This window comes from Helicobacter cinaedi PAGU611, from assembly GCF_000284635.1.
Lineage (GTDB): Bacteria > Campylobacterota > Campylobacteria > Campylobacterales > Helicobacteraceae > Helicobacter_C > Helicobacter_C cinaedi.
In genome coordinates, this window is record NC_017761.1 from 491,173 (window position 1) to 505,516 (window position 14,344).

At 40.4% G+C, this 14,344-nt stretch carries 15 protein-coding genes; 9 read left to right on the forward strand and 6 right to left on the reverse strand.

Features of this window, described 5'->3' with window-relative positions:
* Positions 1 to 2: 2 nt before the first annotated feature.
* The gene (locus tag HCN_RS02390) at positions 3 to 413 is read right to left on the reverse strand and encodes a hypothetical protein (protein WP_014666439.1); all 411 of its coding nucleotides are present in this window, start codon (positions 411 to 413) and stop codon (positions 3 to 5) included.
* Positions 414 to 539: 126 nt separating this feature from the next.
* Here HCN_RS02390 and lysA point away from each other — a divergent pair, with 126 nt between their 5' ends.
* The 8 genes from lysA to HCN_RS02430 all read left to right on the forward strand — a co-directional run bounded on the left by lysA (position 540) and on the right by HCN_RS02430 (position 9,042).
* On the forward strand, positions 540 to 1,850 hold the full coding sequence (gene lysA, locus HCN_RS02395) for a diaminopimelate decarboxylase (protein ID WP_002957018.1): 1,311 nt from the start codon (positions 540 to 542) through the stop codon (positions 1,848 to 1,850).
* 16 nt (positions 1,851 to 1,866) lie between these two features.
* Positions 1,867 to 2,946, forward strand: a complete 1,080-nt coding sequence (pheA, locus tag HCN_RS02400) for a chorismate mutase (RefSeq protein WP_002957017.1) — start codon at positions 1,867 to 1,869, stop codon at positions 2,944 to 2,946.
* 12 nt (positions 2,947 to 2,958) lie between these two features.
* Positions 2,959 to 3,891, forward strand: a complete 933-nt coding sequence (locus HCN_RS02405) for a DUF2156 domain-containing protein (protein ID WP_014666440.1) — start codon at positions 2,959 to 2,961, stop codon at positions 3,889 to 3,891.
* Position 3,892: 1 nt separating this feature from the next.
* Positions 3,893 to 4,708: a glycoside hydrolase family 25 protein gene (locus tag HCN_RS02410; protein ID WP_014666441.1), complete on the forward strand. Its 816-nt coding sequence runs from the start codon at positions 3,893 to 3,895 to the stop codon at positions 4,706 to 4,708.
* 20 nt (positions 4,709 to 4,728) lie between these two features.
* Entirely contained in the window at positions 4,729 to 5,694 is a 966-nt protein-coding gene (locus HCN_RS02415; RefSeq protein ID WP_014666442.1) for an alpha/beta fold hydrolase, read from the forward strand.
* Positions 5,695 to 5,851: 157 nt separating this feature from the next.
* On the forward strand, positions 5,852 to 7,039 hold the full coding sequence (locus tag HCN_RS02420; RefSeq protein WP_014666443.1) for a ribonucleotide reductasen: 1,188 nt from the start codon (positions 5,852 to 5,854) through the stop codon (positions 7,037 to 7,039).
* Between the two features lie 10 nt (positions 7,040 to 7,049).
* On the forward strand, positions 7,050 to 8,183 hold the full coding sequence (locus HCN_RS02425; RefSeq protein WP_014666444.1) for an acyl-CoA dehydrogenase family protein: 1,134 nt from the start codon (positions 7,050 to 7,052) through the stop codon (positions 8,181 to 8,183).
* A gap of 1 nt (position 8,184) precedes the next feature.
* Positions 8,185 to 9,042, forward strand: coding sequence for a phosphate/phosphite/phosphonate ABC transporter substrate-binding protein (locus HCN_RS02430; RefSeq protein WP_014667522.1), 858 nt, complete (start codon positions 8,185 to 8,187; stop codon positions 9,040 to 9,042).
* Positions 9,043 to 9,107: 65 nt separating this feature from the next.
* Here HCN_RS02430 and truD read toward each other — a convergent pair whose 3' ends face one another.
* From truD to recR, 4 genes are all read right to left on the reverse strand, one after another.
* Complete coding sequence (truD, locus tag HCN_RS02435) at positions 9,108 to 10,235, reverse strand: tRNA pseudouridine(13) synthase TruD (RefSeq protein ID WP_081495222.1); 1,128 nt, start codon at positions 10,233 to 10,235, stop codon at positions 9,108 to 9,110.
* 3 nt (positions 10,236 to 10,238) lie between these two features.
* The gene (locus HCN_RS02440) at positions 10,239 to 11,285 is read right to left on the reverse strand and encodes an alanine racemase (protein ID WP_002957009.1); all 1,047 of its coding nucleotides are present in this window, start codon (positions 11,283 to 11,285) and stop codon (positions 10,239 to 10,241) included.
* Between the two features lie 42 nt (positions 11,286 to 11,327).
* Positions 11,328 to 11,633: a c-type cytochrome gene (locus HCN_RS02445; protein ID WP_002957008.1), complete on the reverse strand. Its 306-nt coding sequence runs from the start codon at positions 11,631 to 11,633 to the stop codon at positions 11,328 to 11,330.
* An 82-nt stretch (positions 11,634 to 11,715) separates the two neighbouring features.
* Complete coding sequence (gene recR, locus HCN_RS02450; protein ID WP_002957007.1) at positions 11,716 to 12,315, reverse strand: recombination mediator RecR; 600 nt, start codon at positions 12,313 to 12,315, stop codon at positions 11,716 to 11,718.
* Positions 12,316 to 12,454: 139 nt separating this feature from the next.
* On the opposite strand from recR, the gene dnaJ reads away from it, so the two are divergent.
* Positions 12,455 to 13,621 carry a molecular chaperone DnaJ gene (dnaJ, locus tag HCN_RS02455; RefSeq protein WP_002957005.1) on the forward strand — a complete coding sequence of 389 codons (1,167 nt, stop codon included), beginning with the start codon at positions 12,455 to 12,457 and terminating at the stop codon, positions 13,619 to 13,621.
* A gap of 69 nt (positions 13,622 to 13,690) precedes the next feature.
* On the opposite strand, the gene HCN_RS02460 is transcribed toward dnaJ, so the two are convergent.
* Positions 13,691 to 14,344, reverse strand: a complete 654-nt coding sequence (locus HCN_RS02460) for a hypothetical protein (RefSeq protein WP_014666446.1) — start codon at positions 14,342 to 14,344, stop codon at positions 13,691 to 13,693.

Here is a 14,344-nt window from a genome sequence, read left to right on the forward strand (position 1 = left end):
ATCTAAATATCTCTCGCATCAAGGGCACGATTAAGTGTTTTATTGAGCTCTCGCTCTAAATCGGGGTTTAGCTCCCTCAAACGCTCTTCTGTATGGATAATCAGCTCCGTTGAAGTATTTTTATGAACGGTAATAGCAAAAAGAAAGCTTTTTTTACGATAATCACTTAAGTCAAGCTCATCATAATGCTCAAAAAACATATCCACTGCTTTGGTGAGCTTGAGTATATTGCTTTTTGGACTATCTAGAATTTTCATAATTTCTTCTATGGTTACTTTGTGTTCTTCTTCATTAGATTGGTATTCGGGCTTTTTGGGTGCAGGACCAAAGAGCCACAACGCCACAAGTAGCACAAATAAAGCCACACAAAATACACTCACAAGTATAAAAACACTATCAGGGGACAATGACATATATATCCTTGAATATAAAGAAGTTGAGCGTGATTTTAACATAATATTATGCTAATGTGGTTAAAATTCTCGCCTTGGAAGCTAAAAACACAATATTTTAATTTTGAAGAAAATAATGGAGCATAAATGAAAGATATAGATTACCACACTCTTGCAGAGACTTATAAAACCCCGCTCTATGTATATGATTTACAAAAAATTTCTTCAGCCTTTTTGCGTTTAAAAGAAGCCTTTAGGGCGAGAAAATCGCTCATCTGCTATGCCCTAAAGGCAAATTCTAACCTTTCTATCATTCATCATCTAGGCACACTAGGCAGTGGAGCGGATTGCGTGTCTATCGGGGAAGTAAGGAGGGCGTTAAGGGCTGGGATTCTAAAATATAAGATTATTTTTAGCGGTGTGGGGAAGCAAGATAATGAGATACAAGAAGCACTGCAAAGTGATATTTTATTTTTAAATGTGGAGAGTGAAGGGGAGCTAGGACGCATAGAATCCATTGCAAAATCTCTCAATAAAGTGGCTAGAATCTCAATCCGTGTGAATCCAAACATTGATGCTAAAACGCACCCTTACATCTCCACAGGTTTGAGCGAGAATAAATTTGGCGTGGATATACAACAAGCTAAGGCAATGTATATTTTTGCTAAAAACTCACCGCATATTGAGCCGGTTGGGATTCATTTTCATATCGGCTCACAGCTTACGGATATTGAGCCTATCAAAGAAGCCGCCCATAAAGTCGCACAACTTGCTCATAGCTTGATTGCCTTGAAAATTGACTTAAAGTTTTTTGATGTGGGTGGGGGCATTGGCATACGCTATGAAGAAGAAAATCTTATTAATCCCTACGACTACGCCCAAGCGATTTTAGAGGCATTATATGGGCTTGATTTGACAATTATTTGTGAGCCGGGCAGATTCTTAGTAGGGGAGAGTGGCGTGCTGCTGACACGCGTTTTGTATGAAAAGCATAATGGTGAAAAACGCTTTGTAATCACTGATGCGGCGATGAATGATCTTATGCGTCCTACACTCTATCACGCCACGCATAAGATTGAGTATGTAGAGAAGATTCAAAATGCGGAGCATATAGGGGAGCGAAGTGTAGAATCTAGCCTTTGTGATATGTGCGATGTGGTGGGTCCCATTTGCGAGAGTGGGGATTATCTGGCTAAAAATATTGCCTTGCCAAAGCTCACACACGGCGATTTGCTAAAGATTGAAAATGTGGGGGCGTATGGATATAGTATGGCAAGTAATTACAATACGCGTTTGCGTCCGGCTGAAGTGGTGATAGAAAATGGCAGGGCTAGGCTTATTAAAAATCGTGAGTGCTTTGAATCTCTTATCAGCGATGAAGAAAAGCTCCTACACGATTCACAAACTATGGACTTACAAAGCATAGATTCAGCAGATTCACAAAGCGTGGATTCATAAATAAGGGGGGAATAAAATGGCAAAGTCTTTACTTGAGCTAAGAGGGCAGATTGATGCCATTGATGATGGGATTTTTGAGCTTTTACAAAAGCGTATGGCACTTGTAGCGGAAGTGGGAGCGTTAAAACATAAGCAAGGTGGGGCAATCTACCGCCCGGAACGAGAGCGAGAGATTATAGAGCGATTAGCAAAAGCAAAAAGCAAATACCTTGATATTCGTGCCATTGAGGCGATTTACCAAGAGATTTTTGCCATTTCGCGTAACCTTGAGTTGCCTGAAAAGGTCGGCTTTTTGGGTCCCATTGGGAGCTATACACATCAAGCGGCTGAAGAGCGATTTGGTGCGATGAGCGAGTATATACCGCTAAACACCATCAGTGCCGTATTTGAAGCCCTTTCACATAAACGCGTGAAATATGGCGTCATACCGCTTGAAAATAACACCAATGGTATGGTTGGCGAGAGCATTGACTTGTTAGCAAAGTATGAATTTAAGATTATTGCTGAAGTGATTTTGCCTATTCATCATAGTTTTTTGAGTAATTGTGAGCATCTAAATGAGATTCAAAAGATTTTTTCAAAAGATATTGCTTTTGGGCAATGTCAAAAGTTCCTTAACGCACATAATTTACACCATATTGAGCAAATCCCCACAGATTCCACAGCAAGGGCGGTGCAGTTAGCTTCTACCACGCCTTATAGTGCCGCCATTGGCTCAAAAATCGCTGGTAAGCTCTACAATCTGCCTTTAATGTTTGAGCATATTGAGGATACACAGCATAATAAAACGCGTTTTGTGATTGTGAGTGATTTTAGCAACGCACCAAGTGGGAATGATAAGACTTCATTGTTTGTGAATCTTAGGCGTAAAGATGAAGTGGGGGATTTGTTTAGACTGCTTGGGGATTTTGAGAAAGAGGGCATTAATCTTACAAAGATAGATTCTCGTCCTGTGCGTGAGAATGGGGATTTTAAAATGGGCTTTTTTATTGATTGTCAAGGGCATTATGAAGATGAAGCACTGCAAAGGCTCTTTGCTAAAAGGGGCGAAGAGATAAAATGGCTTGGAAGTTATATTTTTGCTGATATACGATAAGGGGCAGATTTTATGGGATATACTATGAAATATACAAAGCTTGATTTAAGTCATAAAGCATTGCTAGAGCCTTTCACAAAGCAAGGTGGGCGGTGGCTTTCAGACACAAACTTTACAAATATGTTTATGTGGCGACATTCACGCGAGATTTCATTTTGTATTTTTAAAAATCAGCTTATTATCCAAACGCAATATCCCACGCAAACGCCATTTGTATTTTATCCACTAGGGCAGGGGGATAAAAAGCCTATAATCACCGCACTGATAGAGCATTATGCGAGTTTGGGAGTGGCTTTAGAGTTTCACTCCCTGCAAAAAGATGAGGTGGAATCCTTACAGAGAGATTTTCCTGAACACTTTGAATTTGCCCAAAGACGCGATAGGTTTGAGTATATTTACAATACACAAGAGCTTATAGAGCTAAGTGGCAGGAAGTTTCATAAGAAAAAGAATCATCTCAATCGCTTCTATCTGCAATATCCTAATGTGTGCTTTGAATCTTTGGGGGTAGAAAATATAGAAGAGGTGCTAAGGATAAATAATCAGTGGTTCAAGGCGAGTATGGAAGCAAAGCAAGGTGATTCAAAGCAGGGCGAAAATGACAAGGGGTTATATTATGAGAATCTAGGCATTAATGACGCTTTGGCAAACTTTGAGATTTTGGGCTTAAGTGGGGGGCTTTTACGAAATGAAGGGGAGATTATCGCGTTTAGCTTTGGAGAAATGCTAGATTCTAAAATGGCACTTATACATATTGAAAAGGCAAATATCGCTTTTAGCGGGGCATATCAAGCCATTAATCAAGCACTTTTAAAACATAAATTTGCTAGTTCTTTATATGCTAATAGAGAGGAGGATTTAGGCATTGAGGGGTTAAGAAAAGCTAAACTCTCCTATCAGCCGAGCTTTTTGCTTGAAAAATATGATGCGAGATTGCGGGATTAGTATGAGATTAAAAGGCGTATTTGCTAGGATTTTTCACATTGGCAAATACGCTACGCGTTTGCTTGTGGTGATGGCTTTAGCCCTTGTGTTTTTTATCCTGCAACATAATGGGCTTGTGTGGTTTAATATGCCAAGTGATAAGAGCTATCCTATGAAGGGCGTTGATGTGTCCGCACATCAGGGCAAGATTGATTGGCAGATTCTCAAATCTCAAAATATTTCATTTGCTTTTATCAAAGCCACAGAGGGTAGCACTTGGGTGGATAAACGCTTTGCGTATAATTTTGCGGAATCTAGAAAGCAGGGGCTATATGTGGGGGCATATCATTTTTTTAGCTTTGATAGTTCGGGGCTTACACAGGCTCAAAATTTTATTGACAATGTCCCAAATATAAGAGATTCTAAGGCGTTGCCACCGGTTGTGGATATAGAGTTTTATGGCCCAAAGGCAAAAAACCCTCCGTCCCCCCAAAAAGTCTATGCTGAGCTTGATAGGCTACTTGTGGCGTTAGAGAAGCATTATAAAATAAAGCCTATTATCTATACAACGCCAAGCTTTTATGATATGTATTTGCGTGAGCGATATGCTAAGGCATATATGGAGAATCCGCTGTGGATTCGCTCTGTGTTTTTTGCACCAGATTCTGTGTGGGCGAGATTGTTTAATGTGTATATTCAATCGTGGAGCTTTTGGCAGTATGACCCACAAGGTGTATTGAAGGGCTATTCAGGTGGGGAGAAACATATTGATTTAAATGCGTTTAATGGCGATGAGAAGCAGTTACAATCTTGGCTTAAAAAGCAAAGAATACATTAAAGGATTGAAAGGAAATTGCAATGCAGATGTATAAAAATAAGAGTTTTGTCTCAAAGCAGGACGGATTAGAGATTTTCTATGATGTGTATATACCAGAAGTGCCAAATGCTACGCTTATTCAAATCGCACACGGAATGGTAGAGCATAAAGACCGCTATGAGTGGGTTGGCTCATATTTAGCCGAGTGTGGGTTTATTGTTGTAATCAATGATCATCGCGGACACGGCAAAAGTATTGATACACTTCACCCTTGGGGCGAGATGAATGGGCTAGATTCAAAACATATAGAATCTAGTGGGTTTGTCAAAGCCATTATGGATATGCATCAGCTTACACTTTTAGCTAAAGAGCATTTTAAGCCACAAAAATATGTGCTGTTGGGGCATTCTATGGGTTCGCTTCTTGCAAGGGGCTATGTGAAAATGCACCACCACGAGTTAAATGCCCTTATCCTTTCTGGCTCTCCTGCGTATAATCCTTTTGCGTCTTTGGGGGCGGGTTTGGCTAGAATCTTGCAGATGTGTGGATTAGAGATTCAAGGCAAAAAATGGATAAATGCCCTGTCTTTTGGCGGATTTAATAAGCCGTTTTTGCATAATGTAGGAGAGGATAATACAAAGGGTGGCTTTGCGTGGCTGTGTCGTGATAGGGCTGTGGTGGAAGCGTATAAGGCTGACAAGGCGTGTCAGTTTGTCTTTAGTTTGGAGAGTTTTATCGGGCTATTTAAGGGTATGGCGTGGGTGAATAAAGCTAATGCAAATCAGGCTAATATGGGGCAGAATCTGCCTTTGCTTATTACCAGTGGGAATAAGGATAGTTGCGGGAATTTTGGCATTGGGGTAGAAAAAATTGCAAATCAATATAGGCTTTGGGGCTTTGATGTCAGGCTTAAACTCTATGAGGGTGCGAGACACGAGATTCTAAATGAGACAAATAAGCAGGAAGTGATAGAGGATATTGTGGAGTTTGTGGGAAAGAATGTTTGAGAATATTATTAAGATAAAGTGAGTGGTAACCAAGCTATTTAAAATGAAGCAATTTTAAAAATATTTAAGCCAAAATTAAATAGTATTCCCCCCTTAGCTTTCCGTGAGAAAGAAAACAAGTCTTCAGTCTTGTAGAGCCTAATCCAAAAGTTTGTATATGCAAAAATCCTGCGTGTTTATGGGTGCGTTGCCACTTGGTGCATTCTTTTTTATGCGTCTTGAAAATGCCTTTTTGCTTTCACTAAAGGGAGCGGAGATTGAGCTTATAAGCGATTTTGACAATCTTGAGAGAGACATCATAATGTGGTGTCGCTTTAAGGGTGAAGAGTTCATTTGTAAGCAAAAAATAAGTAAAGATTTAGAATCTAAGGGCAATTTTTTGTATCTTATGCGTAAAAAATCGCCCACAAGATTTCACAAGTTTGATGCCACCTCGTCTGCCCCAGCAATGCACGGATTAGCCCCAAATGGTGTGCAAGTGGAAGTAGCAAGCCCGGAATATCACTTCACATATTTGCATAATAATGAGATTTGGAGCAACAATATAGCCCAAATCTATGAAGATTCTAAGAACGCACAATGGAATGCTTCAAGGGATATTTTGTGGCAGGAAATGCCTAGATTTAGCCCGGAGCTTGAGTTTGCTATCGCACAGATTATGACTTATCTTACAGAAAATGAGTTTTCAGCCCTTTATATTCCTAGTCGTTTTTTAGGGCAGATTTCCCCATTTTTTACCGCTGTGCCTTTGCTGCTTTCTAGCATTATAGGCGATGAAAGTCGGCATATTGAATCTTTTATAAAACGAGCAAATGTTACAGGGCTTGGGGTGCAATACTCCACACTCACTACCCAGCAGAGTTTATTTAGCCTGTGGAATGAAAAGGATTATTTCAAGTCAAGCTTTTTACTGCATATTATGGGGGAAGGGACTTTTATTGATTTGCTCAAATTTTTAGAAGATGGCTTTAGAGATTTGGGCGATTGGCAAAGCGCGAAACTACTCTCTTTGGCTAGAAAAGATGAGGCAAGGCACGTAAGCTATGGTATGGGGAATGTCAAGCACACTTTAGCTAACAATCCTGCTAAAATCGCCGCACTTAAAGATGTTGTGTTTCAGCGAAAGAATTATCTAGATTCACAAAGTGCTGAATCTTCACTCTTGCTTGAATCTATGGCGATTTTAAAAGGAGGAGGGCAAGAGTGTATAGCTCAAGGCTTTGATGAGGTAATGGAGCTAAAGTCAAAAATGGAGAGAAATCGCACGAGAAGACTTGTTGAATGTGGGATTGATGAGGATTTGGCTGTTGATTTAAGCAAGGCTCACACGCCTAATTTTATGTAAAGGAAGTGTAATGTTAGATTTAGAAAATATTGAAAATTTAAGCTTGGAGTTTGGGCGAAAATATGTAGCCCCCTATACAGATGCTATTGACAAAGAGGCAAGATTCCCAGATGAAGCATATAGTGAGCTAAAAAAGCAAGGATTCACGGGATTGCTTGTGCCAAAAGAGTTTGGCGGAAGTGGTGGTAACTGCCAGAATCACGCTTTGGTTTGCTATAACATTGCGCGTTTTGATGCTTCAAGTGCGTTGTGCTATATGATGCATAATGTTGCCACAGCGGTGCTTTGTGCTTTTGGCACTAGGGAGCAAAAAGATGAGTTTTTGCCACAAATTGCTAAAGGGGACATCACTTTTGCCCTTGCGTATAGTGAAAGTGGCTCTGGCACACATTTTGGCTCACCTGATATTACTGAAAAAACTGATGGGGAGCATAGGATTCTAAATGGGCGAAAAAGCTTTGTAACTTCTGCTGAAAAGGCAGATTACTATCTCACTTATACAAATTCCTGCGAAGTGAGTGGTGGGAAAAATAACTGGATTACGCCAAATAGTTTGCAAGGGCTTATCCACGAAGAGGGCGTGTGGAATGGGCTTGGTATGCGTGGGAATGTCTCAAAGCCCGTGCGTTATGAGAATGTGAGACTAGAGACAAAGCGTTATTTACTAGGCAGAGATGGCGAGGGGGGAACTCACGCTGGGCTAGTGGCGATGTATTTTGTCGTGGGGCTTGGAGCTGTGTATAGTGGTGTGGGGCAGAGTGCGTATGAATGTGCGTTAAATCATTGTAAGAGTAGAAAATACACTGATGGTAGCTCACTAGCGGATAAGGAATTAGTGCGGATTCACATTGCAAATCTTTATACCAAGACACAAAGTCAAATCGCCCTTGTGAAAGAAGCAGCAAGGGCATTTGATTGTGGGGATTCTAACGCGGCGTGCAAGATTTTTGCAAGTAGGATTAATGCTACTGAACTTGTTATGCAGATTTGTGAGTTGGCTATGCGACTTGGCGGTGGAAAAGCGTATAGTAAGTTATTGCCGCTGGAGCGGTATTTGCGTGATGCGATGGCAAGTCAAGTTATGGCGCCTAGCCTTGATGTGTTGCAAGTGTGGCTAAGTGATACACTTTTAGCAAAGGAGTAAAATGAGACATATTATTGTAGGAGCGGTGGCGTATGCACCGCAAATTGTGCCGATATGGGATATTATTAGGGAATATGCAAATGCGTATTTTAAGGATATTCGGTTAGATTATGTGCTTTTTAGCAATTATGAGCGGCAAGTGCAATGGCTTATGGAAAAAAAGATTGACATTGCGTGGAATACAAATGTCGCCTATATCCGCTCTCAAGTGGCAAGTGATAATGCAATGGAAGCGATTTTAATGCGTGATACGGATATAGGCTTTCAAAGCGTGTTTGTTACAAGGGAAAATGGCGTGAAAGATTTGCAGGATTTGCAGGGCAAGAAGTTTGGGCTTGGGAGCTTAGATTCAGCTCAGGCGGCGATTATGCCTTTACATTTTTTGCAAGATTGCACTTTGACATTACAGGAGATGTCAAGTTTAAGTGAATCTGCTCCAAGTAATGCGGTAGGCATTTATCGCTTTAATAGCGATGTGGGGAAGCACGGCGATACGGGCAGGAGTGAATTTGATGTGCTAGATAAAATACGCAGTGGGGAGCTTGACGCGGGGGCTATTGGCTCTGGCACTTGGGCTAGAATCTTGCAAGAGGGCAGTTATAGTGAGCTAAAAAGCTTTTATGTAGGAGCGGAGTATTGTCATTGTAATTTCACGCTTTCAAAAGACTTTGACAAGGGCTTAAGGGACGCATTTGTGGAAATGATGCTCTCTCAAAATGCACGAAAATCAGATTCTAAAATCGCACATATGATGAGCTTGGAAGGCTTAAATGAGTGGGTTTTGTGTGATGAAAAGGCATTAAAGGGCTATGAGATTATTTTTGAAGCGATGAAAAAACAGAATCTGCTTTTTGTGTAAAGCTTGTGTTGTGGGTTTTGCGGTGTTGTGGTGATAGAATTTGCTAGGTGGTTAAGGGTTTTTGCCTAAAGATTCTGTTGCCCTAGCAAACTTTCTAAAAAAATAGTCGCATAGCTCCCCTTTGGCAAGTAGAATTGTAGCTCGTATTGGGCTTTTTCCGCGATATATTTGCCTTTAATTTGCTCTGCCCATACCCACGCATAGCGTCTTGTGCCATTTGCCTTGATAGCAGAATCTAAAAAGTGAGATTCTATGTCTTTGGCTAGATTGTGTGCGTGAGTGAGCTTTAAGCCGCATAATGCCCCTGTTGGAGCGGTATTTTTAAGTATAAAACGCTGGGATTCTGCTATTTCATCTTCGCAGATAAAGTTTTTGCCATAGGGATAATGGCACATCACATCACCTTGCAAAAGCACAAAATGTTGTTTTTGTTTTTGCAGGGTTTTTATGAGATTTAGCGTGTAGTGTGGGCTATGCATGGCTTTAAAATCATCGTGGAAAAGAGCGTTTAGGACTTCGTTTGGGCTAAAGCTATGCAAAATCTGTGAAAACTGCAAACGCGTTTTTAACCAAGCGTTAAAAAGGTGGCTTTGATAGCTGGAGATGAGAAAATTACTCATCTTTTTATTTTTGATTTTAAGACTATTTTGGATAATTGCCTTACCACTTTGGAAATTATCTCCCTCTTTGCCAAAGCGTTGGTCGCCAAAATAGTTTGGAAAGCCACTTTGAGCGATGAGTTCAAGTGTGGATTCTAGCTTTGTAGCATTATGCGGTAGGAGCTTTTTAAGACGCATAAAAAATTCATTGCCTTTCAAATGCCCGATTTTGAGCTTGTTGTTATGGGCGTGGAGATTTAGAATCTTAATGTTATGCTCTTGCAAAATAGGCGAGATGAGATTTAGGCGAGATTCTAAATGGCGAGGAATGCTGATGTATTGATAGGTGGTAGCGGCTTTGTCTTTTAGCCCTGCATAGCCTATATCACGCACTTTTATACCTAGAATCTGCGAGAAAAGTTCAAGCATTTCAAAGGTGCTTAAGCCCTTTTTTCGCACATAAATTAGCAAATGTTCCCCATTGCCACTTGGCTCATAAAGCGGAATTTCTTTGACGACAAAATCCCTTGAAGATGCGTTAAAGTGGCATTGCAAGGGGCTGTGGCTAAAGGGATAGAATCTTGCAGAGTGCATAGGCTAAATAATAGTGCGTTTTATGCTGGGGGATAGGTGAGTTAAAATCTCATAGCTAATCGTGCCAAAGGCTTTAGCAAGGTGGGTTACATCATTAAACACACAGATTCTAGGCTCATCACAAAAGCACGAAAAGCAATCCATAGATGAACGCGGCAGAATCTGTAAGCCATTTGCGATATACACTTTGTGATTTTCATTTACACGGAAAAAGCCATCGCCATAGCCGATGTCATAGGTGCTTACAACCTGTGGGGAATTTAAAGTCGTGCAGCCACTATATCCTATCCGCTCTCCTTTGTCCAAAAAGCGTGTAGAAACTCTATCGGCATAGAGTGAGGCGACTTTTTGTAATTTATCACTTATGGGGTTTTCAAAGCTCACATCAAGATAGCCATACGCACCTATGCCTATGCGGACTAAATCATCTGTGATGCCCCCTTCACTTGCGACACGAATCGCCCCAGATGTGCTAAGGGAGTGGAATCTTGGCGGTGCAAAGCCATATTTTTGACTTAAATGAAGCACTTCTTGCTTGAGTTTAGCAAAATTGCTTTGTGTGTGGAAAAACACCGAATCTAAGTCATCACCATAGCCATTATGTGAAAACACACCGATAAGCTCTAGCTTTTTTTGTAAAATTGCCTGAATAAAGCTTTCTAACTCGCTAGGCTCTATGCCATTGCGATTCATACCGACATTGACTTTGAGTTCTACTTTTGTGCCTTGTGGCAGGGCGGAGATATGCTTTTCATCGTGGATAACAAAGGCGATATTTTTAGCAAAATCTCCCTGCGGCATACCATAAAAAGCCGTTACCTGTGGGAAAAATTTATAGATTTGTATCGCTTCATTGTAATTTTTGACAAATACACTCTTAATACCATATTCAGCTGCTATTGTAGCCATTTCTTTTAGTCCGTGTCCATAGGCATTGTCTTTTAAAACAGCAGCAATTTCTACATTTGACTTGTTGTGTGAATTGATATGTGAATGTATGAGATTAAGATTGTGTTTGTAAGCTTTGGAATCTAAAATAATTTCAGCCATAATGAAGTGGAAAAAGCCCTGCGGATTGCTCCGCAAAGGTATTTATTTAGGAAGTTTAGAGATATAATCTGCTAAAGCTTCAATGTCAGCATCGCTTAAATTCGCTGCTTGACCATACATAATAGCCTTAGCACCGCCGTTATCAGCAGTCTTTGCCCTATAGCCTTTAAGCTCTTTGACAAGCTCATCTTTAGCCATACCAGCAATGGTAACACCACCTTTACTTCCCGGAGCTACTTTTTTAGCATCAGCACCGTGGCAAGCGATACATTTTTTAAACACTGCAGGAGCTTCTGCAAACGCAAAACTAGCAAAACTTAAAAGTGTAAGAAAAAGCAACTTTTTCATTTTCAATCCTTTCGTTGTTGGAATAAATCAACGCGACAATTCTACAAATCAAAAATTAATAAAATCCTTAAAAACTGCTTTTTTAGAGTTTTACGCGTGAGTTTAAGGCTGCTAAAAGTGAAAGCTGATCAATAGAATCTAGCCCAATGCCTGTGGGAACACCTTGAGCGATTTTGCTAAATTGCAAGGGTGTATCTAATGGAGGCTTAATCTTATCTTCAATATAGAGCATAATAGCTTCATTGGCAAGACTAGGGGTTAAGGCAAAGATGATTTCGTGGATAGATTCTGCTTGGATTCTGTGATTGAGTAATGAAAAGTCAATCTGTTCTAAATCCTGCTGTGAATCTAGCACAAAATACCGCCCCTGAAACTCCCCCATCTCCTCAATAGTAAAAATATCGCGTGAGTTTGCCACGATACAAAGCTCCCCATTTTGCCGCGTATCATCAAGGCAGATTTCACAAATCTCACTTTCACTTAGCCCAAGGCATTTATTGCATTTTTTTACAACAAGGGCAGCATTTTCAATGGCGTGGGCGATATTTAAGCCTAGGAATTTATTTTCCACGCACAAAGAATATGCCATTTTTTGAGCAGATTTTTTGCCGATGGTGGGGAGTTTTTCAAGTGCGGCGATAAGGTCTGCAAAAGCCCTAAGGCTTGATTTGTAGCTATTCATTTTATGCCTTTTGTTGGGTGGGTGCGAGCGTGTAAAATAAAGGGTGCAATCATAACGCTAAAGAATTTAACTTTGCCTTATAAATTTTTGCTACAATCCTGTTTTTTATTTTTATCTTTTTACAATTTAGGAGCGGGTTTTGGAGACATTTGATTATTATGAAATCCTTGAAATCACACGCACAAGCGACAAAGAGACAATCAAAAAAGCATATCGCAAAATGGCATTAAAATATCACCCTGATAGGAATCCTGATGATAAGAATGCTGAAGAGCAATTTAAGCGTATCAATGAAGCCTATGAGGTTTTGAGCGATGATTCTAAGCGACAAATTTATGATAAATACGGCAAAGAAGGCTTGCAAAACTCTGGATTCAGCGGTTTTAGCGGGAGAGATTTTAGCGATATTTTTGGCGACTTGGGTTCAATTTTTGAATCTGCGTTTGGTGGGAGCTTTGGCTTTTCAAGTCAAAAAAGCAAAGGGGCATATAATCTTGATGAGATTATCGGGCTTGAGTTAAGCTTTAAAGAAGCAGTCTTTGGCTGTAAAAAAGAGATACATAATAGCTTTAAAGTTGCTTGTGGTGATTGTAAAGGCACAGGTGCAAAAGATGGCAAACTTGAAACTTGCAAAGATTGTGGTGGCAAGGGGCAGGTATATATGCGACAGGGCTTTATGACATTTGCTCAAACTTGCCCTACTTGTAAGGGGGCTGGGCAAAAAAGTGCTGAAAAATGCCCAAAATGTAAAGGCTCTGCATTTGAGATGAGTAGTGAAAGCTTTGAAGTGAGTATCCCAGAAGGCATTGATGATGGCAATAGAATCCGCATTGGTGGCAGGGGAAATGCAGATAAGAATGGAAAAAGAGGGGATTTATACATTGCGGTGAGTGTGGCAGAAGATGAAGTGTTTGTGCGTGATGGAGAAAATATCTATATGGAAGTGCCGGTGTTTTTCACTTCAATCGTACTTGGCACAACGCTTAAAATCCCTTCACTGCGTGGGGAACTAGAGCTAAAAATCCCACCAAATACGCGTGATAAGGAGCAGTTTGTCTTTGATAATGAGGGGGTAAAAGATGTTAATAGTGCGTATAGAGGGAAGTTTGTCGCGCAGATTAAAATCACTTATCCACCAAAACTAAATAGTGAGCAAAAAGCCCTAGTAGAGAAGCTCCAAGAGAGTTTTGGGGTAGAGAGTGAGCCATATAAGAATCTGTTTGAAGAATGCTTTACTAAGATTAAGCAGTGGATTCACAAGCACGATAAGCACGACACTAAAGCGGAGAAAAAGGGTAAGAAGTAGGCTTCACATCTCTTTTAAATTCTAGAATCTAAAATGTAGATTCAGGGCGTAGCCTACACTTTACAAGATCTAGCAACAAGACACTTTGAGTGTGTTGTTTGGCATAACTTGTATCCACATATCGTTATCTATGTCAATAAGATTTTTGCATTTATAGCAAGTAAGGTTAGCAAATTGCAGGGCAGTTATCTCTTTTTGCCTTAACTCCGCGTTTTTTTCTAAAAGCTCTAAAAAACTTTGATTAAACAAATATACGCTAAGTGTGCTGTCAATAACTTGCCCCTCTCGCATAGATTCTAAAATATCACTACACATTGAGCATAGCTCTAGCGGATAGTCATTATACAGCCCCACATCGCTTAAGCCCTGCTTGATAGTGAAGCTAAAGGCGTTGCGTTTTGTGATTTTAGCAAGATAGTGGCGGTGGGATAGCGTGTGGGCTTTATTTTCTAAGCTAAAGTCATTCTGTATCTCACTGCATTGGCAGAAATGGAGCTTTGGCAGCCCTTTGGCAAGGGAGTGCTTATAGCTTATCTGCCCTTCATAAACAAAGACAGGCTGCAAGATTCCATTGCCTAAGAGCGTATAGACAAAATAATGCCCAAAGATTAAATCTGCCAAAGCGACATTTAGTCCATCAGTGTGGAGCATATCACTCAGTGTGTCTTTGAAGCTTTCTTTTTCTATACTATGGATAGAATCTAGCGTTTTTGGCAGCAACAT